This is a genomic window from Halorubrum sp. SP9 (genome assembly GCF_005435015.1).
Classification (GTDB): domain Archaea; phylum Halobacteriota; class Halobacteria; order Halobacteriales; family Haloferacaceae; genus Halorubrum; species Halorubrum sodomense.
Window position 1 is genome coordinate 1 of record NZ_SGXU01000215.1, and the last position, 395, is coordinate 395.

Below are 395 nucleotides of genomic sequence, written 5' to 3' on the forward strand. Positions count from 1 at the left end.
GCGCTTCGGTGGGAGTGCGTGGTCGGAAATCCGTCACAACCACGAGCAGACTGGCCTTGCGTCGTTCTGATAGCCAGTAGATTTTTATAGCGGCAAGACGAACAGAGGGGTAGCGTGCGAGTACCTGTGTCCATGCTGAAAGTGAAACCAGTTTCACCGTGGTGGGGTTACAACTAAATGACACGACCGAATACACCAGCAATGCGTCAGATGCCCCGCGTCTCAATGTATTTCGTCGGAGGTGAGGTGTCGTGACGTTAGAAGAAACAGGGCTGACTGAAGAACAGGTTATGGCAGTTCGGGATAGACCACTCGCGGAGAGTTACGAAACACACGACATCGGGATGGGCCACCTCCTCGCCCGCTTACAAGCCCACGGGTTCACCGTCGAGGAC